21 protein-coding genes and 2 pseudogenes are annotated in these 26900 nt (G+C 54.9%); 20 read left to right on the forward strand and 3 right to left on the reverse strand.

The window, feature by feature from the left end:
* Window positions 1-39: 39 nt before the first annotated feature.
* The gene (msuE, locus tag I6L48_RS10855; protein ID WP_052258931.1) at window positions 40-633 is read right to left on the reverse strand and encodes an FMN reductase; all 594 of its coding nucleotides are present in this window, start codon (window positions 631-633) and stop codon (window positions 40-42) included.
* A 179-nt stretch (window positions 634-812) separates the two neighbouring features.
* Between msuE and I6L48_RS10860 the strand changes: the two genes are divergently transcribed.
* The 18 genes and pseudogenes from I6L48_RS10860 to I6L48_RS10940 all read left to right on the forward strand — a co-directional run bounded on the left by I6L48_RS10860 (window position 813) and on the right by I6L48_RS10940 (window position 17342).
* The gene (locus tag I6L48_RS10860; protein WP_039041234.1) at window positions 813-1748 is read left to right on the forward strand and encodes a LysR family transcriptional regulator; all 936 of its coding nucleotides are present in this window, start codon (window positions 813-815) and stop codon (window positions 1746-1748) included.
* A pseudogene (locus I6L48_RS10865) lies at window positions 1745-2120 on the forward strand (sigma factor). Before I6L48_RS10860 ends, I6L48_RS10865 begins: the two are co-directional and overlap by 4 nt.
* Window positions 2121-2523: 403 nt before the next feature.
* Window positions 2524-3201 (forward strand): DUF4113 domain-containing protein, encoded by a 678-nt coding sequence (locus I6L48_RS10870; RefSeq protein ID WP_254203207.1) that lies wholly within the window; start codon window positions 2524-2526, stop codon window positions 3199-3201.
* A 314-nt stretch (window positions 3202-3515) separates the two neighbouring features.
* Window positions 3516-4841: a site-specific integrase gene (locus I6L48_RS10875; RefSeq protein WP_216987190.1), complete on the forward strand. Its 1326-nt coding sequence runs from the start codon at window positions 3516-3518 to the stop codon at window positions 4839-4841.
* Window positions 4838-5590 carry a hypothetical protein gene (locus I6L48_RS10880; RefSeq protein ID WP_216987191.1) on the forward strand — a complete coding sequence of 251 codons (753 nt, stop codon included), beginning with the start codon at window positions 4838-4840 and terminating at the stop codon, window positions 5588-5590. Before I6L48_RS10875 ends, I6L48_RS10880 begins: the two co-directional genes overlap by 4 nt.
* Window positions 5591-5679: 89 nt before the next feature.
* The gene (locus I6L48_RS20965) at window positions 5680-5862 is read left to right on the forward strand and encodes an AlpA family transcriptional regulator (RefSeq protein WP_216987192.1); all 183 of its coding nucleotides are present in this window, start codon (window positions 5680-5682) and stop codon (window positions 5860-5862) included.
* Window positions 5863-5865: 3 nt separating this feature from the next.
* On the forward strand, window positions 5866-6189 hold the full coding sequence (locus tag I6L48_RS10890) for a hypothetical protein (RefSeq protein ID WP_216987193.1): 324 nt from the start codon (window positions 5866-5868) through the stop codon (window positions 6187-6189).
* A 65-nt stretch (window positions 6190-6254) separates the two neighbouring features.
* Window positions 6255-6515 (forward strand): hypothetical protein, encoded by a 261-nt coding sequence (locus I6L48_RS10895; protein ID WP_111900804.1) that lies wholly within the window; start codon window positions 6255-6257, stop codon window positions 6513-6515.
* Window positions 6512-7156 carry an inovirus-type Gp2 protein gene (locus I6L48_RS10900; RefSeq protein ID WP_216987194.1) on the forward strand — a complete coding sequence of 215 codons (645 nt, stop codon included), beginning with the start codon at window positions 6512-6514 and terminating at the stop codon, window positions 7154-7156. Before I6L48_RS10895 ends, I6L48_RS10900 begins: the two co-directional genes overlap by 4 nt.
* Before the next feature lie 753 nt (window positions 7157-7909).
* Window positions 7910-9256: a tyrosine-type recombinase/integrase gene (locus I6L48_RS10905; protein ID WP_216987195.1), complete on the forward strand. Its 1347-nt coding sequence runs from the start codon at window positions 7910-7912 to the stop codon at window positions 9254-9256.
* A gap of 133 nt (window positions 9257-9389) precedes the next feature.
* Window positions 9390-9911: a hypothetical protein gene (locus tag I6L48_RS10910; RefSeq protein WP_216987196.1), complete on the forward strand. Its 522-nt coding sequence runs from the start codon at window positions 9390-9392 to the stop codon at window positions 9909-9911.
* A gap of 113 nt (window positions 9912-10024) precedes the next feature.
* Window positions 10025-10309, forward strand: coding sequence for a helix-turn-helix domain-containing protein (locus tag I6L48_RS10915; protein ID WP_216987197.1), 285 nt, complete (start codon window positions 10025-10027; stop codon window positions 10307-10309).
* A gap of 1 nt (window position 10310) precedes the next feature.
* Complete coding sequence (locus I6L48_RS10920; RefSeq protein WP_216987198.1) at window positions 10311-10874, forward strand: hypothetical protein; 564 nt, start codon at window positions 10311-10313, stop codon at window positions 10872-10874.
* Window positions 10871-12799: a helicase RepA family protein gene (locus tag I6L48_RS10925; protein ID WP_216987199.1), complete on the forward strand. Its 1929-nt coding sequence runs from the start codon at window positions 10871-10873 to the stop codon at window positions 12797-12799. Before I6L48_RS10920 ends, I6L48_RS10925 begins: the two co-directional genes overlap by 4 nt.
* A 205-nt stretch (window positions 12800-13004) precedes the next feature.
* A pseudogene (locus I6L48_RS20790) lies at window positions 13005-13117 on the forward strand (IS5/IS1182 family transposase); the annotation flags it as partial.
* 414 nt (window positions 13118-13531) lie between these two features.
* Window positions 13532-14047: a terminase gene (locus I6L48_RS10930; protein WP_254203208.1), complete on the forward strand. Its 516-nt coding sequence runs from the start codon at window positions 13532-13534 to the stop codon at window positions 14045-14047.
* 316 nt (window positions 14048-14363) lie between these two features.
* Window positions 14364-16565 (forward strand): NERD domain-containing protein, encoded by a 2202-nt coding sequence (locus tag I6L48_RS10935; RefSeq protein WP_254203209.1) that lies wholly within the window; start codon window positions 14364-14366, stop codon window positions 16563-16565.
* Window positions 16566-16787: 222 nt separating this feature from the next.
* Window positions 16788-17342, forward strand: coding sequence for a recombinase family protein (locus I6L48_RS10940; RefSeq protein WP_216987200.1), 555 nt, complete (start codon window positions 16788-16790; stop codon window positions 17340-17342).
* Between the two features lie 42 nt (window positions 17343-17384).
* On the opposite strand, the gene I6L48_RS10945 is transcribed toward I6L48_RS10940, so the two are convergent.
* Both I6L48_RS10945 and I6L48_RS10950 read right to left on the reverse strand, forming a co-directional pair.
* A complete protein-coding gene (locus I6L48_RS10945) occupies window positions 17385-19889 on the reverse strand; it encodes a hypothetical protein (RefSeq protein WP_216987201.1) in 2505 nt (834 codons plus the stop codon).
* Window positions 19889-22054 (reverse strand): McrB family protein, encoded by a 2166-nt coding sequence (locus I6L48_RS10950; protein ID WP_216987202.1) that lies wholly within the window; start codon window positions 22052-22054, stop codon window positions 19889-19891. The genes I6L48_RS10945 and I6L48_RS10950 overlap by 1 nt, the downstream gene beginning before the upstream one ends.
* Before the next feature lie 716 nt (window positions 22055-22770).
* On the opposite strand from I6L48_RS10950, the gene I6L48_RS10955 reads away from it, so the two are divergent.
* Both I6L48_RS10955 and I6L48_RS10960 read left to right on the forward strand, forming a co-directional pair.
* Window positions 22771-24384, forward strand: a complete 1614-nt coding sequence (locus I6L48_RS10955; RefSeq protein WP_171268793.1) for a hypothetical protein — start codon at window positions 22771-22773, stop codon at window positions 24382-24384.
* Window positions 24381-26888: a hypothetical protein gene (locus tag I6L48_RS10960; RefSeq protein WP_216987203.1), complete on the forward strand. Its 2508-nt coding sequence runs from the start codon at window positions 24381-24383 to the stop codon at window positions 26886-26888. The genes I6L48_RS10955 and I6L48_RS10960 overlap by 4 nt, the downstream gene beginning before the upstream one ends.
* The last annotated feature ends 12 nt before the right edge of the window (window positions 26889-26900 follow it).

Genomic DNA, 26900 nt, shown 5'->3' on the forward strand with positions numbered 1-26900 from the left:
TTCCCTGTAATGATTATTGCAATTAAGGACGATGGTTTTTCAGACTGTTAGCATGCACTCGGCTGCAGAGTGTCTGGCATTGCGCGTTAGCTCAAGCAAGGGCAAAGCCCGTTGAACCGTCAGCCTGGCCCGCTCGATCAATGCCTGGTCGCTCAGGTCGCGCTCCACGAAGTCCTTGTCGGTGGCATAGACACCTAATGGCAAAGTACGTGCCTGGAAAAAACTGAACAGTGGTCTCATCTGATGGTCGATCACCAACGCGTGGCGTTGACTGCCGCCAGTAGCGGCTAGTAACACGGGCTTGTCGATCAGGGTGTCTTGTCCTATGAGGTCGAAGAAGTGTTTGAACAGCCCTGTGTACGAGCCACGGAAAACTGGGGTGGCGACCACCAGAACATCGGCCTCCTCGACCACGGCCAGCGCCTGCTCTACGGCATCCGTCACCTGAGCGCGCCAGACTGACCCCGTGAGCTGCGGTGCTAGCAGCCCCAAATCGACCAGTTTCGGCTGACACAGCACCTGCTCGGCAATCAGGTCAAGCAGGTACTGTGCCAAACTTGCAGATTTGGAGGGGCTTTGAAGTGCACCTGAAACAGCTACTACGCGGAGTGGACGTGTTAGTTTGGTGTTCATATCAGTCGACCAGGACGACACCGCTTGGCTAGCGTCCCCGACGTTCGGGAGATTCGAATTTTTAGACGGGACCATGGCTGCTCCGACGAATACATAGAATTGATGACGGTGATTGTGCCGACCCGAGACAATGAATTAAAATGGTTTTAATTCACACATCTATGAGTAGAATTCATTGAATGCTTGAGCGCATCCATCTCAACATCGTTCAGCAGGTCGAAAAGCAAGGATCGCTGACAGCCGCCGCGGGGGTACTGAATGTCACTCAGTCAGCTTTGAGCCACAGCATGAAAAAGCTCGAGCAACAGTTGGGTACCGACGTCTGGCTGCGCGAAGGCCGAAGCCTGCGTCTGACGCAGGCAGGTCAGTACCTGCTGGCCGTGGCCAACCGTGTTCTACCCCAGTTTGATCTGGCCGAAGAGCGCCTTAGCCAGTTCGCGCAGGGCGAGCGTGGCACGCTGCGCATCGGCATGGAATGCCACCCTTGCTACCAATGGTTACTCAAGGTGGTTTCGCCCTACCTCACGGCTTGGCCGGACGTGGAGGTGGACGTGAAACAGAAGTTCCAGTTTGGCGGTATTGGCGCTCTGTTTGGCTACGAGATCGATCTGCTGGTAACCCCCGACCCGCTCTACAAACCGGGCCTTGATTACGAGTCTGTGTTCGATTATGAACAGGTGCTCGTCGTAGCCAAAGACCACTCCCTGGCTTCAGCCTCCTATGTGAAGCCCCAGCAACTGACTAGCGAAGTACTGATCAGCTACCCTGTGGACATCGAGCGCCTAGATATCTACAACCAGTTCCTACTACCGGCGGGTGTTACGCCCAAGCGCCACAAAACCATAGAAACCACCGACATCATGGTGCAGATGGTGGCCAGCGGCCGTGGCGTGGCAGCCTTGCCACGCTGGTTGGTCGACGAGTACGCCGTTAGGATGGGGGTGGTGCCCCTACGGCTGGGGCCGCACGGCATAGCCAAACAGATCTTCTTAGGCACTCGCGAGGCTGATACCAATATCGACTATGTGCGCGCCTTCATCGAACTGGCACACCAGCCAGCCCGGGCCATAGCCGACGCCACTTTCATTGCTCATCCTCAAAAAGATCAAGAATGACCCCTCCTAATCGAACGCAAGCCGCTTCCCCTACTAGGCGGTTTGAATCAATAGACACACTCAGGCATAACGGGCTCTGCTCGCTGCTAAGGCACAGGCTGGGCAATACCTGCGATGCCGCAGATCTGGCGCAAGATATTTACCTTCAGCTCATCAGGAAAGCGCATATTCCGTCGGCGGAGGAGTGTCGTCGCCACCTGATGCAGATTGCCAAAGGCAAGCTGATCGACCTTTATCGCCGGTGCACGCTGGAGGCACACTACTTCGAGCCTGCAAACCCACCAACCCAACCCGCAAGCCCCGGCGTTTATCAGCATCAACCCGGAGGCGGGCGCTGTGACCCACCATTTTGAAAGCAAATCGGAGGTGTGAAATGGCCATCACTGGGCAAACGTGCCTTTCCTCATTCACGGGAGGGATATAGGGACGTCGCTCACGCACATCCCAAGTTGCTACCGGATAGCACTGCTCAGCGGCTGGCTCACCGCTCGTTATGCAATACCTGAAAATAAGCCCAGCAGAACAGCCTGTGCCCAGATGGCCATAGACCGGCTGGTGGCCCAATACGGCTCGCTGCACCAGTTGGACCGTCTCAATTGCAAGCCGGTTATCAATGAGACAGCTGACTGCGCTCGTTGACGCCCCACCGTCTCGCTCATCCACAAACAGCATAAAGGGCCAACCCTTCCAGGCTAGCCAACTATGCAGCCAAGAAGGCGCCTGCCACTGGCGGCGTCGTTGACTTGCGTGACGCGCTGCGCTTGGGGGCCAAGTGGTGGCACAAGACATTAACAACGTGGCTGACTTTGTGGCTAACGATGCCAAGGGGTTACGCGCCCAATACTGCGTGGTGATCGTGCAGATCGTACAGGAGCTGCGTGGTTTGCCTTGCGCAGAGCTGACCGTTGAACCGGTGGCGAAGCAGCAGATCCTCTCGATCCGTTCCTTTGGGGAGCGCGTGACTGACCGCAGGGAAATGGTTCAAGCGTTGTCAGAATTTATGGCTCGCGCAGCCGATAAGCTGCGTGCCGAGGGGATGTGTTGCCAGCGGGTGCACCTGTTAGTGCGAACCAGCCCGTTTGACGAACGAGCGCCTTACTACAGTGAGCAGGCTGGCGTTCGGCTAGTCAGCCCTAGCGATGACACCCCGTTGTTGCTGCAACAAGTGGGTGTGTTGCTACCGCAGATTTGGCGCGACGGTTACCGTTATCAGAAAGGCGGGGTCATGCTGAGTGAGTTCACTCCCAAGGGGCAGCAACAGGCCGATCTGTTTGCTCCGTCTTCCGCTCAATCTGATGCGCTGATGGCTGTGATGGACCAGATCAAAGCCAAGGGATTGGGACGCGTAGGCTTGGCCAGTCAAGGCACGGGGTCCACCGATTGGATGATGCGCCAAGAGCACCTGAGCCCCTGTTACATCTCCCGCTGGGAGGACCTGCCAGTGGCTAGGTAAGTGGATACAGTTATGTTTCTGCTGTTTGCTCGATGTGGTACCACAAGCCCAAAAGCACAAAGGGGTAGCCTCGTAATGAAGCTAACTTTTTGTTTTATTTGGTGCCGGTAATAGGAGTCGAACCTACGACCTTCGCATTACGAATCCAGATTTAGCCAATTTCAGCCTGTTTCACCGTGTCTCATGGTAAGGTGTCAATAACCAATAAAATCATGAGATTACACACCATTTCTCGTATCGGGTTGTGTCATGAAATATCACCCTATACCATGTGATCTGTTGGGCCCAATGTTGGGCCATAAATGGGGTGAGGTATGAGCGGGAAAGCGTCCAAGGTGGCAATCCGGCAAGATAGAGAGATCCCTTCACTAGTGGTGGATGAAGGGAAGGCGGTTAAGCGAGTATCGGTTCACTCTCGCCACGGGGGCGGACTTCACATCGAGATCCGCGCCGATGGCCGCAAACGTTTTGTGTATCGCGCCAGAGTGGGCGGCAAACAGATGGATTATCAGATTGGATATTATCCAGCCATAACCTTAGCCGCTGCTCGTCTCGCTCATGCCGATGCGGTGGCGTTAGTTAAACAGGGTATAGACCCTAGACAAACTGCCAAGCAAGCAAAGGCTAAGAACATCGAGATGCCGACTCTTGGCGAAATTTACCGCGATTGGCTGGCGATGCGAGCCAAGTCAAAGCCCATAGGCCCGCGCACCCTGCGCGATTATGAGGGGACGTTCACCCGCCACATTGAATCGGCCATTGGCAATACCCGAGTGTGTGATCTCTCCCGTGCCGTACTGTATGAGCACTTCCGCCGAGTAGAGACCGCAGAGGGCGCACGCAAGGGGCTGATAGTCCTGAACCAGTGTCTTGATCATGCGGTGTTACAAGGTCACATCGAGATCAACCCAGCTCGCCTGCTCAAACCCGCCATGTTTGGCGCATCTATGCCCCCACCCCGTGAACGCTGGTTGGCCCGCGATGAATTGCGCCAGTTATGGGGAGCACTTGAACAAGCGACTGCTGGCGGCGGTTCTGTGGCTGCTGGTGGCCGTGGGATCGCGTCTAACGTAGTGCTATCGATTGCGGTGGCAAACTGCTTGCGTTTGATAACCCTGACCGCTGTACGCCGTTCTGAGGCTGTAGGGATGCGCTGGGAGCAGATTAACGGCGACCGCTGGACGATACCCGAAACCAAGAACGGACGCGCCCACGTTGTAACCCTGTGCCCGCTGGCGCTGGATATTATCGAGCAGCAAAAGGCGTTATCTAATGGCCCTTATGTGTTCGAATCCACCAGCAAGGCCGGACACCCGATCACAGGGGATGCTGTAACCAAAGCGCTAGAGCGTGTTCGCATCAAGTACCTTGCCGAGCTTGTACCATTCAGCCCGCACGACCTGCGCCGCAGTGTAGCAACTGGGGCCGCTGAATATCTGGATGCCCCCGAGCGCCTGATCGAGCTGATGCTAAACCACATCCCCAAAGACAGGCTAATCCGCACCTATCAGGTGGGCGGCATGGCCGAGAAATTGCGGGCGCTGTTTCTGCGCTGGGGGGATTTCATGGCAACCATAACGCAACCTAAGCAAGCCAAGTCGGATAACGTGGTCAGTGTAAAGTTTGGGGATCAGCGATGAGCCAGTCAGTAATCAGCCACCTACTGAAGGAACCATTGACCGCTGAAGAACTAAAAAAACATTGGTGGGATCTGGGCTGCTGTGAACTTGGTGCCGTGCCTGCCCGTTCCGGTGGCCTGATGGAGAACTGCGAAATTTTGGAGCTCTTACAGACAAGGGCATTGACCGCAATCAACAACCGAGGAGACACGATAGACAAATTCAGAGGAGATTGGAGAACAAAGCGAAAACAGCTAACACCTGAGCAGGCAAGATGGTGTGAAGTGAGTCTTTGTGTTCAGTTAGCTGAATTAGCACCCGATATGAGAACAGGCCACGAAAGTATGTGGAGAGTGGGGCATCAAGGCACCAGAGGGGTAAAGCCCAGTCATCAAACTGATCTCATCAATGATTGGCTTCGTGGCATAGTTAAAAACTATGAACGCTTGATAGAAAATGAAGAGCGGATTGGCTTGTCGATAATTTTGCATGGTGAGGAAAATGTTTATCCGAGCGAGATCGTCAATGCGGCCAAGTTACTCGCCAAGGTCAAGAAAACTGAGGAAAAGGAGCTTGATGAAAACACCAAAGCTTTGCTGACTTCAATAGAAGAGGCTAGGGCCAAATTTGCGGAATTTGGAATCGGTACACGTGGTAGTAAAGAAAGCGCCTGCTGGATTCTGCTGTTAGCCGATGCTTGGGAACTCGAACCCGATCAGATACGCAACACTGTAAGGTCGATTACTCGTCGCACTAAGGGACAAAAATAGCTGAACTATTGTCCCTCTGATTTTTACGAATTCTGTTTTCATAGCTCCGAAGCCACGGCAAGAGACCCGATGGCATTAGGAGATGTGTCATGCTAATCCCGATTTCAGAAGTAACCCGCCACCTTGGTGTTAGCCGTTCTACCGTCGAACGGCTGCGAAGAAGTCCCGATGCCCAATTCCCCCAACCGATCTACATCGGTCCCAACTCTATCAGATTCGACATGACAGAGCTTGAGCAGTGGATTTTCGCTCGTCGCCAAAAAAGGGGGTGAGCAATGAGCCTTTTGTTAAATGCCAAAAACTGCATTTTGCTGGGGCTACCAGAGCCCCGTAAGCAAGAGACCCAGCGGGAATACATAAGGCGGATTTTACTGGCGGGGCATTCAATCAACACCAGACAATGCCGCTTTATCGGCATCGGCAATCTTCACTCTGTGGTATCGGCGCTAGGCAAGCGGCGCTTTCCACTCCGAGTAGAGCACAAGCCCGCAATAGATCCCCGTTCTGGTGAGCTGTTACCCCAACCAGTGGATCACGTTTCCGCTGATTTTGCTGAGGTGGCCAGCATAGAAAACGCCCCGAGCGAACCCGAGGCGTAATCAATAACCTGCTGGTGGCCCTACTTTGGCGAGGACGGCCACCAGCACCATCGAGCATATCACCCATGATGAAAACCACCAACGGCAAGCCTTGCCGCCCGTTGCTGTGCCCGTTCGCTGGCCTGATACAGCGTGAAACTATTTACGCTAATTGGGACATGCTAATTGGGATCTATGAACAGGGTAAACCCCAGCATTGGTGCGGTTTGGCGGGGAGAGTAAAACCGGAAAATCGAGCGGTATTTTATAATATCTATGAGGGAAGAGACCTCTTTATGGGGGGTAATCAAACCAAGCTGGGGCTAGAACAGGGAACGGCCCCATGATGTTAGCTGATGGCCTGCCCAGTGCTGTTGCTGCCAAGGTAACAGGCAAAGCCAAGCGGAAGCAGGGCAAGCGCTATGGCCATGTAACCCACCAGTGCGTTTACCGTTATCAAGGTATCGAGTACCCGATCAACACCACGCCTGCGAGCGGCGGCTACACCAAACCACTGAGCGAGATGATCCGGCGGATAGTGGAAGCTGTTAGGCGTTATCGGCGGGTGCTGTTTGTTCGGCTCGACCTGAGCATGGGAGAGGGAGAAGCCACTAGCGAGCGCCTGAGCGCATTCCTAAAGCAAGCTGGCCGCTATGTAACGAGAGAGCACGGGACGCGATTAGAATACGTGTGGTGTCGTGAGCAGGAGAAAGCTAAGCGCCAGCACTACCATTTGGCCCTTCTCATAGACGGCGACAAGTTACGCCACCCCGCCCGATTGTATGAAGCATTGGCCGAGATCTGGCAGCGCAAAGGGGGGCGGTTATCCATTCCCGAGAACGGCTATCTGATGACTGACAGCCACAATATCACCGAGGCTGTTTACCGTATCTCATACCTTGCCAAGGAGCGGGGCAAAGGCTACCGACCGGATGGGGTGCGTGACTTCGGCTATTCACGGATTGGGCGGGGCATTCACTTTGAATGAGTTTGAACAGGCCCGCCCCCGTTGAGGAAAATTTGAGGGAGTTGAACAGGAATTGAAGAGGCCACGGCCAGACCACTTAAGGCTCTATCTATGACTTTTTAGCCAACCAGACTACAAAAATTGTGAGCAGTAAGCCACTCATCCACAGCAACCAGAAAGGGAAGAAGATGATCACGTACAACAGGCGGTAGATATTCCTAACGCTGTCGGCCTCAATTAATGCGCAAGTGAATCCAACTCCTGCCACTAAATACGCAGCCCAGAACATTACATCCAATTTTATCCATCCTTTTATCCGCTCACTCCTAACGCATCTGCACAAATAGTGTGGAGAAATCACTAAGTAGTAAGCCCAGAAAAGCCCCCCTTTACCAATCTGACATGAGCAAGTCGCGCCATCACTGCGACAAGATATTCTTGACCCACACGAAGGGGTAGCAAATCGCAAAGGAGGGTCATGGATTGTATTATGTTGGGCCCAGCGTTGGGCCAAATTACAAAAAAGCACAATGGGTTAGCTTCACCAACAAGCTAACCCATTGTTTTATATGGTGCCGATAAGGGGAATCGAACTCCTGACCTTCGCATTACGAATGAGAAAATGCGTGAACACACTCACATTAACCAATCTAATTTACACTATACAAAATATGACTTTAGGGCTAGCGTTGCTTTTATGGGCTAACACGGATATTGGCCTTATTTGTTAGCCGGTGTTAGCCCGGTGTTAGCCTGAAGGAGTTAGGCTGGAGCATGGTTAAGTTAAAATTCACCAAAACGGCACTACTGTCGCTAGCTCCGCCGGAGTCTGGAAAGCGCTCTACGGTATACGATACCGAAGTACAGAAGCTGGCGGTACGGCTCACCGCAGCGGGGTCTCGCACCTTCTACGTTGTAAAGCGTGCCGGAGCCTCGATTGCTTGGATCAAGCTCGGTTCTTTCCCCGAAATGACAGTCGAGCAAGCCCGTAACGAGGCGCAGAAGATTCTTGGTGAGTTCGCCGCCGGCGCAAACCCCGCCGCTGCTCGCCGGGCCATCAGGGAAGAGCCAAGTTTTGCCGAGATGTTCGAGCAGTTCTTGGTCGAGAAGCGCAAGCGCGATGGCACTCCCATCGGTGAGCGCACTAAGCGTGACTATCGCGACACCATGCGCATGTATCTGGAACCGATTAAGTCAAAGAAGTTGTCGCACGTCACTCGTGCAGATATCAAAGCGATCCACACCAAAACCACGAAAAAAAGTGCAGCCCAGGCCGACCGGGCGCTCGCCATCGTTTCGTCAGTGTTCAATTTCGCCGCCGACTTGGAGATATTCAGCGGTACCAATCCGGCTAGCCGCATTCAAAAAAATCCGGCACCTTCACGCGATCGTTTTGTTCAAGCGTCCGAACTACCATACCTTTTTACTGCAATCGACGAGTCGAGTCTCGCTGACTTCTTTTGGTTGTCGCTGCTGACAGGCGCCAGACGCTCCAACGTACAGGAGATGGCCTGGTGCGATATCGACCTTGATGCCCGCATCTGGCGGATCAATATGACCAAAAATGGCACGCCGCAGAATGTCCCTCTATCTCCCGAGGCCGTGGATATCCTCATCACCCGTAAGCGCAGAATCGGCCACACCTCTTTTGTGTTCCCTGGCGAGGGCAAGACTGGACATCTGGTCGAGCCAAAAAAGGCATGGTTGGCAATCCTGCGTCGCGCCAGTTTGCGCCGTTTACTCGACAACCTGGAGGCTCTTGGCAAGCTCACTGCTGAAGAGTGTCAACATGCTGAGCAGCAGATTGCCCAAGCACCCGTTGTTGCCGAGAGACGTTATCGTGCGGTGGCCGATGGGTTTGGAATAGACCCCGCGACCTATGATATGACCGACTTACGCATCCACGATCTGCGTCGCACCTTGGGGAGCTGGCAGGCCAAGACAGGTGCTTCGCTGGCGATCATCGGCAAGTCGCTTAACCACAAAACTCATCAGGCTACGGCAATCTACGCCCGTCTGGATCTTGACCCCGTGCGCCAGTCCGTTGAGACGGCAACAAGCGCCATGATGGACGCGGCTGGTATCAAGTCGCTCGTCGAAGGAAGGACGAGCAAACGCTGACAGTAATTTGCGGGTGAACGAGGGGAACAAGAAACCAAACGAATAGCGGGCAGCCTAGCCCGACGGGCGAATAGCAGAGTTCCCACCTGTCTGGCGGACCGATCTATCCAGTGGGGGTATCAGAGAGCGATAAATGGACAAACAAAGCTGGAAGCATGGTAAGGAGATTACTTCCGAGGAGGAATACAACGAACAAACAAGCGCATTGGCCGAGGAGCTTCAGAGGATCTACACCCCGTCCCAAGTGGCTGAGATTGCCGCGCAGCATATGATCTATGTAGACGTCCTGAACAGTAAGCCTCCTATGGATAAAGGGTTTCATAGCATTAATGAGCATTACCGCTCTCTGGCGGAGCAGAATCATCGACTTACATTGATGTTTCAGACTCTGGTGAGGAATGCGTCAGGCATTATAAAAATGGGTGTTGATGGCGCTCTACAGCGCGCATCGAAAAAGGCCACAGATAGCCGTTACGAAATCCCCCGAGAGAGGGTGGCAAAGGCCATGGAGGAATGGGAGGCAAGTCCTTTAATCAATAGGAGCGAGTTCGCTCGTCGTAAATGCGCTGACTATGGGGTCACGGAGCTCACTGTGAAGAAATGGATTACCAAATACGAGAAAGCCAAAAAATCGAAGGATTCAAATTCAGAGTAGATATGTGTGCTCTGCGCGCAGAGGATACACTCTGCGCACAGAGAGCTCTATCATCAAGGGTGTGCCAATTCCTAAGCTAACCGCGTCCTATCAATCTGAACGAGGTTAGTTTCATGCCTATCACTCATGCCGAAGATTTCTTCAACCTTAAGACTGAAATTGCCGTGCAAATTGCGGTGCAACTTGGTTTTAATCCCGACAACCCGCCCATCCACATCGATGACAAGCAGGCCGCTGAAGCCCTCGGTTTGAAGCCGGCCACTCTTGCCGTCTGGCGCTCTACCGGCCGCTACAACCTGCACTATCTCAAGGTCGGTCGTCTGGTGAAATACCGCATCAGCGATATTGCTGAGTTCCTCGCTAGCCGCACGTTCAATCACACCGGTGAGGTGCGCTAACATGCAGATGGCTACTTATTCTGAAGCGCTGAGGCACCGTGCGAGCAGTATTAACAGCACCATCTTCATTTTTCACCTTGCCCACCTGCTGGTATCTCAGCTGTTCGGCATCTATCGTTACCAGCCTACATTGCTTTTGACTGTGCTCGTCCCGATCAACTGCAACAAGCGCATTGACAGTGTGCAAAGCAGCAAAGGCTGTTATGTAATGAGCAAACAGAGTGATGCACAAGTAGCATTGAACGACGCCCAAAAAAAGAGCCGCCCTGATCCGGCGGCATCTTCGGTTTACTTGCCTGATGTTGGTCAGTTTTTGAAAGCTGACGTCAAGATCGTAGCACTTGTACAACCGCTGGCAAGCAAAAGCCAGCGTCGCGTAAAGTCGGGGAAAATTTGTAAAGACGCCATGCGCGGTCAGTTCGCTCTGCATGGCACTCTCCCCAGCACGCACAGTGTTCGCATCGAGAGTCTGCGCCGCCTTGAAGAAGCCCGTGAGAACGATGACGGCTTGACCTTGTTCGACCGCAAAGTCGCCGTTATGCGCGTGGTAGGAGGGGCAGTATGAGCACCTCCCTGCAAACCAAGGCCATCAACATCGAGGCCGCAGGCTATGCGCTGATCCCGATGGGCAGTAACGGCAACCCGCAACCCTACGCCAAGGGCCAGAAGTACCCTGCCAGCATGGTAAGCCGTGACGCTGACCGCTTCGGCGTCCGTCTGGACGGTGTGATCCTGCTGGACTACGACGGTAACAAGCGTGCCGACGTCATAGATATCTTCGAGCTGTGGGGCGAGTTGTTCCCCGGCATCGAGATCACGGACGAGGACGTTTACGGTGAGGCGATCCAATGGCGCGAGGTGGAGGGCGAGGTCGACGGTTCATTTCACTGGCTGTTTCGCCTGCCGGAAGGTTTCGACGTTTCCACTATTCGCCAGTGTATCAATGACGCATGGCCGGGCTTGGACGTTAAAACCGGCAACCAGTTGATTTATATCAAGGCCGACAAGACATTGCCGGGCGATACGTTCCCGCCCCTCTCCACCCTGCCGGAAGCTCCCACGGCCCTGCTGGAGCGTATGAAACCAACCGCACCGGCCCGCACCGAATTTGCCCCTGTGGCCCTGACTAGTGAAACCACCAAGTACGGTGCCGCCGCATTGGCTGGCGCTCTGGATGCCCTCGCCAACGCTCCCCATGGCCACCGTAACGAGATCCTGAACCGGGAGACCATGAAGGTCACGCAACTGGTAGCCGGCGGGGAGATCGCCGCCAATGACGCAGCCGAGCTGAAGCGTGCCGCGCTGGCGTCAGGCATGGGCCACACCGAGGTGGTTGCCACCATGAAGAGCGGCATGACCAAGGGTATGAAAGAGCCTCGCAAGGCGCCTGCGCGCCGGCAGGAAGTGTCCGCCATGGTTGTTCGACCAGTTGCCAACGACGAGTGCGAGCAGGAGCAACCCCGCAAGACTCGCTTCCCTCTGGTGTCCGGTTATGCCGGATTTGATGCCCTGCATCGCTTTCTGGTAAAGGGCCTGTTGCCGACGAATAGCACCTGTTCCATCTACGGGCCGTCGGGTAGCTTCAAATCGTTTGTGGCTGTGTCCCTTGGCTGCCATGTGGCGACCGGTAAGCCCTGGGATGGCCGGAAAGTAGAGATGGGTGCCGTGCTCTACATCGTGGGTGAGGGCGGAGTGGGTGTGCCGCGCCGGATTCGTGCTTGGGCCGACGAATATAATAACGGGCACGACGTTCCCAACTTCTACCGGATCGACATGCCGGTATTCATGGCCGATCCCGTTCAAGTTGCCGAACTGGAACTTGCCGCCCACCAGGTGAAGGAGGAGACGGGCTTGCCCGTTCACTTGATCGTAGTGGATACAATTGCTCGCTGTTTTGGTGCTGGAGACGAGAACCGCGCCGCTGATATGGGGGGATTCATCGCCGGGTGCGACCAGATCAAAGTGAGGACTGGGGCTACTGTGTTGATGGTTCACCACACTGGCAAGAACGAAAACAACGGTGCAAGGGGGAGCAGCGCCCTCCGTGCTGCACTCGATGTGGAACTGTTTGTAAAACGTGAAGGTGGCGACTCCCAAGCCGTCACGCTGACTTGCACCAAGATGAAGGACGGTGAGGAGCCAGCCAGGAGAGCCTATGACCTTAAGAACCGTGTGATTACCTATGACGACGATGGAGACGAGGTGACAAGCCTTGTTGTGCGAGATGCAGGCCGTGACCCTGTAGAGCCTGACGAGTTGGAGGGGGTTGGCAATCTGTCCGGGAATCACATAGCCCTGTATCAAGAAGTCAGAGACGCATGTGAGGTGGATGGCAAGGCTCTGTGGGGGAGTATCATTAAGCGCATGAAGAAGGCAGGAACATGGGACAGCAAGAAGGGCACGAGATGGCGCGATAAACTGGTTGATGACGGGCTGCTCATCTGGGATGCCGAAAAGAACATAGTTTCGATGCCGGTCAGGCCAGAGTAAGAAAGTGGGGGCGCGTGGGGGTAGCTCTACTGCGCCCCCACTTTTTTTGTATATGTAAGAAAAATGGGGGTGAAAGGGGTAATTCGGCCTGCAGCTACCATAAACAGTGGGCTGTAGCTGCCCCCGCTAGTAAATTTTAATGGTGTGGGTGGGGGCGAATAAAAGTGGGGGTGAGGTGGGGGCTGGTGAAGGTGGTTGCTTCTGTACTGTCTGGATGAACCACACCATCAAGAAGTGGCATTGCCAGACTCATCACCGTCGGCGTGGCGTGGCTGCCACTACCGAGATAGCACCATAGAGACAGCACATATGCTCAGGGGGGGGAGAAGCGCGAGAAGTTGAAAGGGGGAAAGGTGGATTGGCTTATCGCCGCATATTCAGGCATCGATTTTTTGGTCCACCCCTGTAGAGCTGGATTCCAACCTGCACCTTTGCAAATACTGGTCGCCTATGACCAATTCCCCTATGCATACAACAGATTATCCAGACTGGCACAGTATCGAACTCGCGTACTGTGCTGGGCGCCAGAGTGTGCGCCAGATAGCGATAGAGCACAGCATTTCACATACCGCCATTAACAAGCGGGTCAAGACGCACAAATGGTCAAGAATCACAACACCTGATAACGCTACCTCATCTTCAAGTATGCCTACTGCTCCTATAAGTGGCGCTGGACATGTGAATGCCACAACTCAGGTTATGATCCCAGTTTGCACTCCTCAGGTTTCCACTGTGGAAACCAATACGTCGAATACCAAATCGGTAACTAGAGGTCGTCGGAGTGCATACACGAACGAGTTGGGGGAGGCCATATGCAGCGCCATTGCTGATGGGATGAGTCTACGCGCAGTGCTTGCTCGTCCAGGTATGCCGTCCAAATCCATGGTGATGCGCTGGTTGGCTGATGAACGCTACATAGAATTTAGGGACCAGTACGCGTGCGCGCGCGAGGATCTGGCCGACAAACTGGCCGACGAGATCCTCCAGATTGCCGATGACGGCAGCAATGACACCTTCCTCGACGCCAACGGGAACGTAAAAGTTAACCATGATGTGATTGCTCGTGCCCGCCTGCAGATCGATGCTCGTAAATGGCTGGCTTCAAAGCTGGCTCCCAAGAAGTACGGCGATGGAGGGCAGCGAGAAAATTCTGGCATTAACCACGGGAGTATGCAGGTGAAATCGACAGTCACGTTTGTGAATCCACCCAACTGCGACGAAGATGGCGAGGTTTATAAGGATGACTGATTTTGTAACATTGAATGAAAGTCCCAAAGCCATCGTGGCAATCTTGTTCGGGACGAAGGGGTCGGAGGTTCGAATCCTCTCACACCGACCAAATTCAACAAGGGCTTAGCTTCGGTTAGGCCCTTGTGCTTTTCCGGCCCCTCAGTTCTGTGGGGCATTTGTGGGGCATTTGTGGGGCATTTTGATTTGCAGCCCTGTTTACCACATCTGTAATCGCCAGTTCTTGGCTCCTCATCAGCAGTTTCCCCCTTCAGGGAAACGTGCTAACTATTTCCTTTCATACAGATTGCCCGACCTTGCTGTGGGTCTCATATGAGTGGCTCGCTTCAATGTCTTTGAATATCAAGATTCGACGGCAGGAAAAGGATCAACAGATATGCAGGGCCAGGATCGGCAGTGCCAGGAATTTTACCAAACTCTCTTTGCTGGATATGTGGAGCAGTTTGCCCCATTCGCCGCACTTGATGAGTGCCTTCACGACTTTCTGGATCAACGCCCGAGCGGCAAATATACCACTCGCAATCGTGCTGCCGGGCTAGCTGCCGCGACCTTCTGGTGGGCACCAATCAATCTTGAAGGTGCTCAGCTGGCAAGCTTGGCGCTGGGGCGTATTCTACATTTTGAGGACGCTATCAGCACTGCGTTGCTGGATCATCTGGCAGTTAGTCATCCAGATGTGTTGCGTTGGGCGATTCGTTACTCGAAGCTGTTTACGCGCACAGATTCACCGCTCTGGCGGCATCTCCGAGACGGTCTCGGCAGCGAAGATTGGTGCGAGTTTTTTGGAGTATGTGATCGGCTACTTGAGCAACTCGAACCCTTCGACGAAGTTATTGCTCTGGCTGAGTCCCACCTGAAGTCGCTTTCGCTGCTTGAGTTTCTGTCCTATTTGAGCGTGCTTGCTTTTGAGCGGCTGGGCGAAGTTAAGGATAGTGAAACATCTACCGGGGATTGGGATGTCTATGAACGGATCATCCTGCGCAAACTGTCAAACTGCTCCGAGCGCGATTTTCGATTGACCGAGGAAGCGCTTGGGCTCTCTCTCAAGCGTCATTTGTCGCCAATTCTTTTTCCACAGCCAGGTGTAGGGCGAGAGTCCGCAGCCAATCTCGAATCGCTCGCCTTGCTGATTGTCGCCATGCGCGAGCGTATCGACTACGAGGGCTCCATCAATTGGTTCTGTTTTGACAGTGAATGCGGTTACCAGCTCAATCCGGGACAGTCGGTCATCTTCAACAAAACCGATGCGGGTTCACGGCGCTGGCAGCGTACCGAGCGCAAAAGCCGGTTGCTATGGCACTACTGGATGTATCGCGCGATTGACCAGTTCTCAGTTTCGGAAATGGCTGGCAAGATCATCGGTAAACCGGAAAACCACGAGGCGAATCAGATTGCCTACATCAAGGCCATCCGCAGTCAGCTTTACCTGCAGACGATTTTCGGTCTGGGTGAGCGGGTCAGACTCAACGATGGAACTGAGATAGCCCTACATCACGCTGTATTGGCCAGTGAGTTGACGACTGTTTTTTTCGAGCAGGAGTTTCTTCAGCCATTTCTTCGCTATATGGATGACTCAGGTGTAGTTGCAAATGCACTTGGTCGATTGGCTCTTGAAGGGCTTGTGCAAGGCGAAAACCGCTTCCCTATAACCTGGTCGGAGCCGAAAGAAAAGATCCGTCGCATTTGTGGTTGGACCGTCAGCCCTGAACATCCCGAGGGCGACGCCGAAGCGGCCGGTGCCATCCTGAAGTTCTGGACCAGTGACCTGCTGGCACTATCCGAGCAGATGAGGCAGACACCTAACATGCCGGCCCCACGACTGTACGAGCGCCCGTTCTACAAGATCGGACGCTACAGCTTTCAGTTTCCCTGGGTTGCCGGTCAACAGAACAACCTGACCGCAGTAGTGAATAACCTGCGTCGAGTTGATCAACGCCGGCCTGCTTTACGCAGCGAAACGGAGCGTATTGAACACACCCTCGCCGAAACACTCAGGCAGAGAGGATTCCGCGTCGTCGTGGGCTACCAACCACCATTGAGTGATAAGCGCGATGTCGGTGAGGTTGACCTGATCTGTCACTTGGATGGGGTAATGTTGCTGTTGGAGGTCAAGTCGGGGTTCATCCGTTCAACTGACCATGAAGTCTGGCTGCATCGAACCAATACCCTGCGCAAGGCGGCGAGGCAGTTAAAGCGCAAACACCCGGTTGTGCTTCAGGCCTTGCTAAATGATCATGGTTTGCGTTCGGAACTTTGTCTGAGTGAATTCAATCCGCTGCCAACCCTGCATGCCTGGATTGTCGATACTTCGATTGAGTTTGATGGTGAGATCGTTGATGGCTTCCACGTCGTCTCCCGCGAGATCATGGAAATCGCCTTGCGCGATGAAAAGCATTATCTGCAGTCGCTTGAGCAGATAGATGAGGTTGAGGAGGAGACACTGTATGCCGAGGGATTCAGTGCCCAAGCTCTTGTTCGGTTGATCGAATCCGATGGGGTTTGGCGTGATGTGCTTTAGGCCCCGACCATTTGACATGAAGCAGAAATGGATAACGAGCAACTTAACTAATTAGGCTAGAACTGCCCTGGTCATTTTGCCACTTTGTAGTGGCTCGCAACGTGTACTTTTTGAGCTACTGAATCAGCCCTTCAAAAGATATGGCTCAAATCTGTTGTTTTTCCTATGAGCCACGCCTACATTTAGAGCCATAGATAATGAGCTAACTATAGGGGACATATCGTGGCTGTCATCGGGTATCTCAGGGTCAGTACGGGCGAGCAGAGCGTTGGTGCTCAGCGGCACAGCATTGAACAGACGCACAATGTCGAAACCTGGTTTACTGACGAGGGCGTATCGGGGGGTGTGAAGGCGCTACAGCGCCCTGGCTTCGCCGAGCTGTTCAAGTTCATACGCAAGGGAGACACACTGATCGTACCCGCTGTCGACCGCCTTGGGCGCAATACCATCGACGTGTTGAACACGGTTGAGGCACTGCAAGGCAAGGGGGTTTCAATCATCAGTTTGCGGGAAGGGTTTGACCTGTCCACGCCCATTGGCAAAGCCATGCTCACCATGTTGGCCGCTGTTGCGGAGCTGGAGCGCTCGAACATCAAAACCCGTCAGATGGCTGGGATCGTCAAGGCGAAGGCTGAGGGCAAGGTGCTCGGACGTGCAAAGGCAATTGACGATGCAGCAGTCTCTATTTGGCGCAAAGAGAACTCAGCGAGCATTAAAGCGACCGCAGAACACTTCGGGATCTCGCTTGCCAGCGTGAAGCGCGCTTGTCGGCCTTAAGGTCTAGCTGGTCATACCGGCTGAATCGCTATCGCAAGACGGCTAGCACCGGAAGTCAGGATCAAAGTACGCACCACATGACGGACACATCACGTTCGTGATCTGGTCCGCCAGTGTGCGGTGGTAGGTCAGGTCAGTGCCGTTCTTGAAGAGCGTTTCGCCGCAGCCGTAGCAGTGGGTGCGAACGGTCACCATCCCGCAATGGCTGCATTTCAGGGACCAATAGTCTCTGCTTATGCGAGTTTTCCGTTGGGCAATGTCGCCCAGTTCGTGTCGGGTGCCGCAGTTGATGCAGCAGCTCGTGCTGGTCCAGTTATCCACCTCCTCGGGGTTAGGGGGCGTTGGGAACACCGCTTGCATCCCCATGGCGATCAAGCGCCGCAGGTTGTGCTGCGTACCACCTCTTTGCTCGCCAGCTGCGAGTTGGATGCTCCCGGTACGGTGCCTCGTGGGCTCATTCTGCCCATAGTCGCAGTGCTGCCCCCACACGAGCGGTGATGTCGGCTCCAATATTGTATTCGCCTGCGGCTGCAAGATAAACACGCGATCCTTTTCACCGCCATAGCCCTTTCCGTCGACCAACTCGGTGAGCAAGTCGGCAAGTTCTCCTTGTCGCCAGCGGGTGCGGAATTTGGCGTCCATGACGATGGCACCTGCATCAACTGCATCTGCAGCATCAAAGCGCAAGCGGAAGTCCGGTCGTTTGCCGTTTTTCAGCACTGGCTGGATTTCCAAGATGGCCGAGACGCCAACGTCCTGCCTACGGAACAGCAAGCTCGCACTGTCGGGTCGCCCGGTCACCGCCCGGATCACCACCTCTTGCCAGCCGGGACTCGGCTCGAAGGCAAAATCCTCAATGAGGACGCCAATGATCTTCACCAGACACCAGCGTTCATAAACGGCACTGGCATGTAGGATGCTGATTCGATTGAGCTCGTCAAGCGACTCACCTCCAATGCCCGCGCGCTCTGCAAGTTCGCGTACCCGGGTGAAAGCCTTGAGAACCGCTGCGTAGTCGGGGCTCAGAACATAGCGCATGCCCATCGGAAATGTCGACTGCGGTTGGACGCCGAGCGAATGCCAATGGGCGTCCTGTTGACGCAATGCAGCCTGAGTAGACGCGAGTTCAGAGACTGCATTTTTTGCCTGTCCGGCCAACTTCCGATACGTATCAGCCCGTAATGCTGCGGTGCGAGACTCGCGCTGCATCTCTGCGCGTTCGGTAGGAGAAAGTTCGTATTGCCATCCGTGGCTCTCGAGGCGCGTCCTCGTGTGAAGTTTGGCTTCAATCGCTTGACGGTCTGGATCAACAGCCAATACACCAAAAAAAGTCACATGCCGGTACTGCTTCCCTTTCGCGTTTTGTTTAAGGGCGATGGAAGGCCTACCCGTCAACGTGTACAGCTTACAGAAGTTCTGCGCAGCAACCACGAGATTACCCAATGCCTCGGGAAGGCGGACGACGTTGTAGTGGACGCCCATTTTGTCGTCATATGCGCTGCGTCCCTTAGGTTTCTCATAGAAGAACTCGTCGTCCCTGACCCCATATCTTTTGCTGATCTCGATTCGATAGTCTTGAAAGTCACCGCTCTGTTCGTCTGGGTCGATGTCTGACCACGCGGCCAGCCGGTCCAACTTTTCGGTCAGTTCCGCGAGTTGGCGATCAAACACCTCTGGATTCACTTGGCGGCTGTGGGTCGTTTCGTAGGCCACGCCGCGTTCTTCCTCGAAACGCGCGCGTTCCGCGAGGCGGGCGGCCTGCTGCTGTGCCGCTTGGTCGGCAGACAATGCGATCCGATCGCAAACCTGCACCATGTGTCGCAGATAGCGGTTGTCCGCGGTCTCCGCAGTCTCCTCACTCGCGCGCCCCACAAGGCGCGGCCTGGAGGGATGTCGGGCATGCTGTCGAAAACTTGCTGTATTGGGGCGCAAACGCGACCGACTGGTCTCGACTAAGATCTCGCGCAGAGCCCGTGCGGGGTGCGCACTTACCCGGGCAGCAGCAGAGGCAAAATCCGAGAGCGCTGCTGGGAGTTCGTCTCCGAAGACGTCACTGGCTCCTGCAGTAGTTGCTGTGCCCGAGCCAAGCACCAGCCATATCAGGTCGTTTTTGAAGTCCTGCAGGTATTCGTCGAGTTGTGCCCGGCCAAGGCCGGTGGTCAGGTTCTCGATTAGCAAGCGCTGATCATCAATGCGAACTTCAAAGCGGCCCATCGTACGATGCAACTCGCTGAGGTGTCGTTGCTGGACTACATCCCAGCCATCGTCCTGCACCCACCAGACACTACCTGCGCCATCTTCCACCGCAAGCATGGAATGCTCTTGGCTTTGCGCATCGACGAAGACCGGCTTGCTCTGGTACAGCCGGCCGCTCAGCCGCAGCCCGAGCCAGGGGTGAAAGTCATGGAAGATCTGAGTTTCGACCCTCAGCACGTCGTCGAGACCAAGCACGACATCTAGCGGATCCGGTGAGACCTCGACGCGTCGTGCGCGCCCGCGATCCAACCACTCCACGCCAAGGTAGTGGGCTTCGATCTCGGGTCGCATTAACGCAACCAGTAATTGGCGATGTTGTTGTTGCTGTCGGCCGCAGCGATGACCTGGTCCAGCGCATCCACACTGGATTCGGATACCGCTTGGTGATCCATCCCTTCCAAGCTCCCAGCCACCTCGGCGCGCAGCTCGAGCAATATGTCGCGGCGTGACTTCCCATTGCCTGCGGTTCGACCCAAATCCAGCATCAGTTTGGGAAGCACCTTATGTAGCATGATGTTGTTGAGGGCCGCCCTACGCTCGATACCGGTTGCATACGCTTGGCGAAGATAGTGTAGCGACTGGCGAATTGCCCGCAGCCCGAACTCGATGCCCAGCGGGTCCAGGTAGCGGCGAGCGAGGTCGGCAAGAAGGGCTGCGTCCGGATTATGTCGGTCAAAAGGAGGGTAGTCCTCCCTTGTGCCAAGCTCCTCTGTGCCCAGTCGCACAGGAAGCTGGAGATCTGCGTCGAATGTTTGAACCTCTACCTCCACCGCGTCCCAGTCGATGAGCACCGGGTTGCGAAAGCGTAGCACGTGCACGCGATCGAGTACCTTGGGCGAAAGGTAGTGTGTAGTCTCGTCGATGTTGACAGTGCCGATGATCCGCACGTTTGCAGGGAGGTGCAGCGTGGTGGGCGTGCGCGTGGCTGCTGCCAGCGAGCGCCGCAACCTTGCGTGGTGCAACAGAACCGATTCTGCGTCCTTAAAGCCACCCAGACGATGGAGCAATGCATTGGCCTCTTCGTTCTTCAGCATCTCTTCCACTGTCGAAGCATCAGACAGGCCGACACGGGAACGTACTTCGGCCTCGATGGACAAGAAGATTCCGTTCTCCACTACCGCATGGCGCTCCTCGTCAGAGGTGTAGAGCTGGATTTGCGGGTTACCCTTGCGGGTTTCAAGCAAGCTGAGAAAGTCTGCGAAGTAGTGTTCGACTCGAGCAAGATTCATCTCATCGAGGCAGATGAAGTGAGGCACGTCCGGCTCGGCTTGCGCTGCCTGTAGGGCCAAAAGAAAGGGCGTAGGCTGGTAGCTGCGCTCAATGGGGTTGTAGTAGCCGAGCAGATCCTCCGGTCCCGTCCAATTGGGTTTGACCGGGATCACCGTGCAGCGGCCGCTGATGGACTCAGCAACAGTTCGCACCAGACTAGTCTTACCTGCACCCGAATCTCCGGCCAATACAATGACATCGTGCGTTCTCAAAAGCGCCAGGAAGTCGCGTAGCTGAGCTTGGGTAAAGAGCATGCCGGTCTGCCACAGACGTGCCTGCACAAAGGGAGCCAACCGGGCAAAATCCGCACCAAGAAGCTCTTGGAAGTCGTGGCTCGGTTGTTCGTTCTTTGTGTCGCCGGGAGGTAGAAGCGCCAGCAGGTCGACTTCGTCCAAGATGCCAAGTGCGACCAAGCGGCGCCCTTTGTCTGCTATGAGGTCGGAGAGTCGGTTTAAGCGGTCCTTCATTGCATGTATCTCATTCGTGATTCGTTCTTTGCGCTCGGCCGCATGCACACTTTCAGCATGCGCACTGCGGCGCATTTCTTCAATGGCCTGACGGAGTGAATTCTTGGAATCTTCTAGTCTGGAAAGCTCGTCAGTCTGACGCGAAAGTTCTACGGCATTCTGGTTTTTAATTTCGGCCAACTTCGCTTCGGAGTGGGCAAGCAATTCCTGTTGTTGGGTTTGAATGGCGACGAAGGCCGCTTCGGAAATGCGGCGAACGGAATCTCGACCACTGACCGTGACGCCCCATCCAGTTGGTATATCGTGCAGCGGGCGCAGGCTTCCTCTGCGGACCACACAGCCATAGGGGTTCTTGTGTTTGTTCCGATGTTCAACTGGTGAAAGTTGAAGCTCTGCAATCATCCAAGGCTGCCTAGATACATTAAAACGACCAGCCTCGGGAGGCGGCACGAACGCACTTGCTGCGACGGAATCCAAACCAGGGTAAAGCAATCCGACACCAGTTTCAGGGTGCTCTAGTCCCTCGAGAAAATACAGGAGCCTTTCGTCAGTTACTTTCTTTGACTGTAACTGCCCTATTACAACGATTGGTGCGTCCGGTGCGATGCGCCAAGCCGCGCGCAATTCATCGAGAAGCGCCCTCTCTTGCGCTGCAGCCTCAATGGATGTCTCGTGCAGTTCGTTCGGAGCGACATCTGCCCCCCTGTTTTGTACTCTCAAATTTTGTCCTTGTTAAGGAAGATGCGAACACGTGGGGGCAATTGCCTCGATAGTGGCTCAGACAGATTTATATAATGTCAAAAATCTCAAAAAGCATCATTTTACAACAAGAATCAGCAGTATTGCTGGTCGAGTGAGAGCCTAGCAAACCAGCGCATGGACCATCTAGATGGACGACCAAACTATCAAGCAGTGTCATCGCCAGACTCACCATGGTCGCAGGGGACGTGGTTTTCACCTTAGTCATCCCCTCATATGAGCCAAGCGTGGCGCGGCTTCCAGAGAAACTACCTCATTTTTGAATAGGCAATACCAATAGGCAGCAAAACAAGTAAAACCCAGGCTCTATGCGGCTTGCAGAGGTTGTGTGGGGGTTCAATGAAATAGTGGATATTCACAATTGCTTCGAACGATGCTGTCATCGTGTACTTAAAATGAGGGGATTCCTAAGGGTTTTCACTACAACAACATCGCCATCGAGACGGCTCTGATGCTCAAGGGCGTGTTCAAGTTATCCAAAAAAATCACATGTGCTACGAAAATGTTTTAAAAAACAGGCGTAACTGACATCATTGCTAACAAATCGAAAGAAAAACAGAATACACCGAATGCGCAGTGATTTAGATATTGGTGACGACTTTGACCAGTGGATCGACTCGATTTGTAGGCCAAGGGCATCCTAAATTTTCTGTAGAAACCCGGGGCGGGAGGACTAGGTGGCGGAAGAGAAACAACGTAGTGGTACAGGGCTTCCAGATTGGACCTCGAAGGACGAACGTAAGGGACTGGACCATTTGGCGATGCAGAACGCCTGTATTCAGATTTACCAATCATTGTTGCCTGGCATCAGCAATGTGACGCTTCGCATTCGCTACTACGGTTTTTTCGCGTGGCTCACTCTGCACTACGCCGTCCACGTACGTAACACTAATGCGGATGTCTGGCGCCAGTTCTTACGCCGCGCTGAAGCACTGTATGCGCTTGTCACGACGCGGGCCCATCTAAATTTCCGTACTTCGGAAAACCAAGGTGTTGCCGGCAATACCTGGGCAGAAGGGGTGCTGCGCGAGGAGCGCCCAGAAGGGCGCATTGAGTTTCATCAGAGCACGGATCGGGGCAGCGCGCCGCAGTACCTCAAGCAGGCCTTTGGGGTCTTTGGCGCGGCTTACGGCTCGCAGTTGCAAGCCTCTGGCGTGCTCACAACGGTGGATAACCATCCAATCCCAGTGGTCAGCGAGGCAGGTAAGACGCTGGCTGCAGCGTTCGAAGCGTCCGTCGGGGAAGTGGGATTGCTCTTTCTGGCGGCTGCCGAAAATGGAGTGGTGACCTTAGCCGAGCTTGACCACATGAGGGCGATGGGCCCTGAACACATTCTGAAAGATGGTCCGGAGCGTGAGTGTTATGAAGCTCTCCTTTTTGGACACATCCATCCGGACTGGGATTCTGCGGGTTCGCGCAGTCAAACCCTGCGTCTCATCCTGCAAGTGGCCCGCGCCAATGGCCTCAATGTGAACGAAAAGGATGTCCGGTGGGCGCTCTACGCGGGATGTAATGTCAGGGGCGAAGAGTTGGTTTACAAAAAAGGCTCTGACTCCTTACACCGCTATGGCTGGCGAGTGTACCAAGCTAATGATTTGCTGCATGTGGTCTATGAAGCGCTGCTCAAACTCTCCCTGGACGAGGCAAGTCTCTATCCTGCGGGGCTGCCGCTTGCATCGCTCATCGCACAGGTTACCGCTCGTCTTCAACGCTCCCTTGCCGCTGACTGGCCGGCAGCGACTTGGGCTGAGCTACTCGATATAGTGCCCCTTGTTGCTAACGCTGCTTCGGAACAGGACGCCCTGTCGGAGCGAAAGTTGAGTGACTTCCTTGTGGCTTCCAGTTCCTCCGAGGCTTTAGCAGAGGATGAATTTGCGTCCCATGCTCTCCTCCTACTGGCTGTCCTGCACAAGCGTCTGGACGCTGAGCTCGAGGACATCGGTGAAAAGTACCCGGTACTTGTACAAGGTGGGGGCACGCAGACGATTCTGACCGAGTTCAAGTTCCTAAGAGACGCCGCACATCAACCCCTGAAAGAGATGCTCTTGCGATTGCTGAAAAGCCGGGTGATTGAGCGACACATGTGGGTAGCGCTACAGAAGTTTCGTGGCCGTGGCGAGTACACATTTTTGTTGGAGTCAGACGACGGCAGGTTACGCAAGCGCATGATGACGCTGCCCACATTGACCACTCCTCGACTGCACTCGGCAATTGCATTTCTTGAAGACATTCACTTGCTTGGAGATAGCGGCCCGACCGAAGCAGGACTCGCCCTACTGGAGGCCACTTGAAGCTCTTTGACGCTTTTACCGAGAAAGGGTACCACACCAGTCTCATCTCGACCTTCAGTCTGGATTTTGATGCGTTCGAGTCGATTGTCCTGGCGCGGTTGCGCGAGGCGGGCTCCAACAACAACATTTTGATTGCGGACGCCCGGATGCTAAGCCAGGCGCTCGGTGAGGAGGGCCGTCCTCCCCGGTTTGCTGGCCGGCGTTACTCGGTCGCCGGTGTGCTACCTGAAGGAGTCTTTCACTCCAAGCTCGTCGTGCAGTTAGGCAAGAAGGCAGGACGCTTGCTGGTGGCCTCGGCGAACATGACGGCCGCAGGCCTTGCTGGCAACCTCGAGGCCGTCGGTGAGGTGACAGCTGGCGACGACAACCCGCGTGCCGCAGCGTTGCTGCGCGCAGCCTTTGACTACCTCGTGCGATTCCTGCCTGAAGATTCGGTCTCGCGTCGGCAGGCCAATTGGGCGCTTCAACGGACCCCGTGGCTGCCCCCATCGGTGTCAGGCGATGCGAGCACGATTTTCGAAGATGGCACGACACTAGCCCTCTTGTGCAGTGGCCCCGGAAGTGGCATTGGCGCACGCTTCATGGAACGCGTCGGTGCGCGTCGCGTGACGCGGCTCATTGCCATCAGTCCCTATTGGGACTCGACATTGCGAGCACTCGGTGAACTGCGCAGTGCCTTGCAGCCGGAACAAACCTCGGTGGTGATCCAACCAAAGACCGAGCAGTTCCCGGGTTCCCATTGGCCAAAGGATGCAACCGTTCAAGCCCATGACGCGAGGGCAATCCGCGGAGTGGTGGCAGGTCGTTTCGTACATGCCAAGGTACTCATTGCGCAGACGCTTGAGGCTGACTGCGTGTTGTTCGGCAGTGCGAACTGTACGGTTGCGGCCTTGGGGATTGCTGGGGTGGCGGGCATCAATGAGGAAGCCTGTCTTTATCGTGAGCTAGCGCCTGGAGAAGCGCTCTCGCTGCTCGGACTTGCCGATGTACTGCAAGCACCTGCCAGCTTTGATGTCCAGGCGCTCAATGTCACCCCCATCCCTGAATTACCTATGGATGTCCTCGTGCGCCAATTGCCCGGGCGTATGGAGCTCTCGGGCTCGGTGCTCAAATGGTGGCCGCCAGCTGGCGTTGCTGTCGCGGAAGCTCGAATATTCCTCTTCGATTCGCTGAGGGCTCCTATTGATGCGCAACCCGTGCGCATAGGCCAGGAACAAAGCCCTGTCCGATTCCATTTTGAGGCTATCAAAACGCCCCATTTCGCCAGAGTGGTTGCGACTGACTTCGAATCTTCCTTGATGGTGATTGCCGCTGAGGCGGCTATTCAGGAAGCCCAACGTCGGCAAGCGGGTCGCGCAATTGAGAAGCACCTAGCGTTTCTTGACGATGACTCAGCAGAAGAGGGGCTCTGGCTTCTTGAGAGCATCAAAGAGCTCGCGCGCCTTGAGAGCGAGCAGCACGCGTCTCCCGAGCGCATACGTTCACATGAGACTCCTGGAAAAGTAAGGGATTCCAGTCCCGCAGGGGTCATCCTTACCTTCGATGAATTCATGAAAGGTCGAGCTACACACGAGATGCCTCAGGGCCGAAGCAGTAGCCACCTGTCAGCGACACACCAAGAGTCCGTTCGCAGTTTCCTAAACGCGTTGATTGGCTCACGTGCATCATTCTTGGAAGAAGAGGCAGAATTTGATGCGGCCCACTTGAGCAACCCGGACGTCGAGGAGCCTGACGATGACCCGGGCAGCGGACAAGCTCCTGCCCCTCGAACAACCAAGGAAGATGAAGCGGATAAAGCACAGTTGCGGCTCCAGCGTCAGTACGTCAAAGACACACAGAAAGACTACAAGGAGAAGGTCGAATCTTTCCTTAAGGCCATGCAGGCTACTGCTGCCGCAGGCGAATTGTGTGCAGTGGACCGGTTGCGTCTGCGGGCATTCTTGATGGCAGTGCTGGGTGCTGGCAGTCTTAAAACGAGGTTGTTGCCCACCGAGTCGGGGGCTGTGGTCTCGCGTCGCCAAGTGCTGCCTAGCATGGGGGATGAGAGTTGGCAGAGGCTCGTGGGCCGGATGCTTTACGAGTTCTTCAACAAGGGCGCGTCACCGCTTGTAACACGTTTCAAGAACGAGGAAGCCGACACGACTGTCGCCGAAGATGTTGTGGAATGCTGGGCGACCTGTTGTTGGGCGGTCTGTGCAATACGCGTGGCGGTAAGCGACGAGCACACGCTAGGAGTGGACCTTGAGAAAACGCGCCTAATGGCTCAACGCGTCTACCTATTCTCATGGTTGGTGCTGGGGGCTGAGTTTGACGAAGGCATCGAGACAATGTTTGCAAGGCTCACACGAAGGTATGCCACACGCTTGGGAGTCGACGAGTTAGCCTTGATGCAGGAGCACCTGCGTCTGCGAGAGCAGGCTCTTCACGTGCGAAGATCGTTTGACAGTAAAATAACGCCTCCAATGGCCTCACATGAGGCCCACAAGGGCTCATTGGGATCTTAACCAATGGTCATT

The sequence above is a fragment of the Aeromonas sp. FDAARGOS 1418 genome, assembly GCF_019048585.1.
Lineage (GTDB): Bacteria > Pseudomonadota > Gammaproteobacteria > Enterobacterales > Aeromonadaceae > Aeromonas > Aeromonas caviae.

Coding starts and splice junctions, on each gene's coding strand:
- I6L48_RS10910 (WP_216987196.1), top strand. CDS start 9,390: ATGGACAAACAAAGCTGGAAGCATGGTAAGGAGATTACTTCCGAGGAG.
- I6L48_RS10860 (WP_039041234.1), top strand. CDS start 813: ATGCTTGAGCGCATCCATCTCAACATCGTTCAGCAGGTCGAAAAGCAA.
- I6L48_RS10925 (WP_216987199.1), top strand. CDS start 10,871: ATGAGCACCTCCCTGCAAACCAAGGCCATCAACATCGAGGCCGCAGGC.
- I6L48_RS10900 (WP_216987194.1), top strand. CDS start 6,512: ATGATGTTAGCTGATGGCCTGCCCAGTGCTGTTGCTGCCAAGGTAACA.
- I6L48_RS10875 (WP_216987190.1), top strand. CDS start 3,516: ATGAGCGGGAAAGCGTCCAAGGTGGCAATCCGGCAAGATAGAGAGATC.
- I6L48_RS10920 (WP_216987198.1), top strand. CDS start 10,311: ATGCAGATGGCTACTTATTCTGAAGCGCTGAGGCACCGTGCGAGCAGT.
- I6L48_RS10880 (WP_216987191.1), top strand. CDS start 4,838: ATGAGCCAGTCAGTAATCAGCCACCTACTGAAGGAACCATTGACCGCT.
- I6L48_RS10890 (WP_216987193.1), top strand. CDS start 5,866: ATGAGCCTTTTGTTAAATGCCAAAAACTGCATTTTGCTGGGGCTACCA.
- I6L48_RS10905 (WP_216987195.1), top strand. CDS start 7,910: ATGGTTAAGTTAAAATTCACCAAAACGGCACTACTGTCGCTAGCTCCG.
- I6L48_RS10945 (WP_216987201.1), bottom strand. CDS start 19,889: ATGCGACCCGAGATCGAAGCCCACTACCTTGGCGTGGAGTGGTTGGAT.
- I6L48_RS20965 (WP_216987192.1), top strand. CDS start 5,680: ATGCTAATCCCGATTTCAGAAGTAACCCGCCACCTTGGTGTTAGCCGT.
- I6L48_RS10915 (WP_216987197.1), top strand. CDS start 10,025: ATGCCTATCACTCATGCCGAAGATTTCTTCAACCTTAAGACTGAAATT.
- msuE (WP_052258931.1), bottom strand. CDS start 633: ATGAACACCAAACTAACACGTCCACTCCGCGTAGTAGCTGTTTCAGGT.
- I6L48_RS10895 (WP_111900804.1), top strand. CDS start 6,255: ATGATGAAAACCACCAACGGCAAGCCTTGCCGCCCGTTGCTGTGCCCG.